The organism is Streptomyces cahuitamycinicus (genome assembly GCF_002891435.1).
Classification (GTDB): domain Bacteria; phylum Actinomycetota; class Actinomycetes; order Streptomycetales; family Streptomycetaceae; genus Streptomyces; species Streptomyces cahuitamycinicus.
In genome coordinates, this window is record NZ_POUC01000780.1 from 1 (window position 1) to 1,858 (window position 1,858).

Consider the following 1,858-nt stretch of genomic DNA (forward strand, 5'->3'; position numbering starts at 1 on the left):
GTTCGTCGGCAGCGTCAGATGGGTATAAGAGACAGGGCGGGGAGTGGGTCGTGATGGCGGACCCGGAGGGGAACGAGTTCTGCGTCCAATGACAGGCGCTCCGGAGGCCTGTACTCCGTAACTCCCTGGCCGGTTACGCATCTTGACGGAGAGTCAGTACCAGCTTCACCATCCAGGCACCCCATTCACTGTGGGCGGCCCGTGGACATCCCACGGGCTTCCCCACGGAATCCGGAGCCCCCACATGAAGCTCTCCGTTTCCGCGCGCTCCGTCGCCGCGGGCGGCATGGCAACAGCCATGCTCCTGGTCGGCGGCGCCGTGGCCGACGCCGCGTCCTCCGCTCCCTCCAGAGCGGCGGCCGCGCCGGACATACCCGTGGCGAACGTCAAGGCCCACCTGTCCCAGCTGCAGTCCATAGCCACCGCGAACGGCGGCAACCGGGCCCACGGCCGGGCCGGTTACAAGGCCTCCCTCGACTACGTGAAGGCCAGGCTGGACGCGGCCGGATACACCACCACGATCCAGCAGTTCACCGCCTCCGGCCGCACCGGCTACAACCTGATCGCCGACTGGCCGGGCGGCGACGCGAGCCAGGTCGTGATGGCCGGCTCGCACCTCGACAGCGTCTCCTCCGGGGCCGGCATCAACGACAACGCCTCCGGCTCGGCCGCGGTCCTGGAGACCGCCCTCGCCGTGTCCCGTGCGCAGTACAAGCCGACGAAGCACCTGCGCTTCGCGTGGTGGGGCGCCGAGGAGCTCGGCCTCGTCGGCTCCCGCTACTACGTCAACCGACTGGCCACCGGCGACCGTTCGAGGATCAGCGCCTATCTGAACTTCGACATGATCGGCTCCCCGAACCCCGGCTATTTCGTCTACGACGACGACCCGGCGATCGAGAAGACCTTCAAGGACTACTTCGGGGGCATCGGCGTCCCGACCGAGATCGAGACCGAGGGCGACGGCCGTTCCGACCACGCGCCCTTCAAGAGTGCGGGCGTGCCGGTGGGCGGTCTGTTCACCGGGGCGAGCCGGACGATGACGGCGGCGCAGGCGGCCAAGTGGGGCGGTACGGCAGGGCGGGCCTTCGACCGCTGCTACCACTCCTCCTGCGACACCACCGCCAACATCAACGACACCGCCCTGAACCGCAACAGCGACGCCCTCGCGCACGCGGTGTGGGAGCTGTCGGAGTAACCCCGGGGCGGCGCCTACTGGTTACGGGCGGCGCGTTCGGTGAGGCGGCCCATGCGGGCGCGGGCCGACTCCAGTTGCTCGACCTCCTCGGCGGCCGGACCGTCCTCGGCGGCGAGCTCCGTCCACAGGCCGATCAGGCCGCGTCCCAGCTCCAGCCCCAGCGCGGGGTCGCGCACCGCGCGCCAGGCAGTGACCGCGCTCTCCACGTTGCCGTAGGCGGCCTCCGCGTCGCCGGACCGGCGGCGGGCACCGGCCAGGTCGAGCGACAGCCGGAAGGCGCGGAGCGGATCGCCCGCCAAGTAGGCGATGTACGCGGTGAGTTCGCCCAGCCGGAGCACCTCGGGGTGCTCCGGCCCGAGCGTCGCCGAGGCCTGCACGAGAGTCTGCTCCGCCAGCCCGGACGCCGCTTCGATCCTGCCCTCCCTCACCGCCTCGTTGATCCGCGTGATCGGCTCCGCGAGGAGCGCGGGGGCGCTGGAATCACCCGGCGCGGTGAGAGGTTCGTCCCCGAGCACGGCCTCCGCGACGGCGTCGAAGCCGCGTGGGGGCGTGGGCTTGGGGTCGGGGTCGGTGGCGATCAGGGCGTCTTCGGGGACCGGCGCGGGTCGCGGAGCCGGCTGGGCTTCGGGAACCGGGAGCGGCCTCGCGTCCATGGGCGGGGGC

General features: G+C 71.5%; 2 protein-coding genes and 1 pseudogene. 2 read left to right on the forward strand and 1 reads right to left on the reverse strand.

Annotated elements, in window-relative coordinates:
- Both C1J00_RS48665 and C1J00_RS42740 read left to right on the forward strand, forming a co-directional pair.
- Nucleotides 1-92, forward strand: a 92-nt coding sequence (locus tag C1J00_RS48665; RefSeq protein ID WP_500691507.1) for a VOC family protein, incomplete at its 5' end; no start/stop codon positions are given.
- Between the two features lie 152 nt (nucleotides 93-244).
- A complete protein-coding gene (locus C1J00_RS42740; protein WP_102914158.1) occupies nucleotides 245-1,195 on the forward strand; it encodes a M28 family metallopeptidase in 951 nt (316 codons plus the stop codon).
- Between the two features lie 14 nt (nucleotides 1,196-1,209).
- On the opposite strand, the pseudogene C1J00_RS42745 reads toward C1J00_RS42740, so the two are convergent.
- Nucleotides 1,210-1,858, reverse strand: a pseudogene (locus C1J00_RS42745) (tetratricopeptide repeat protein); the annotation flags it as partial.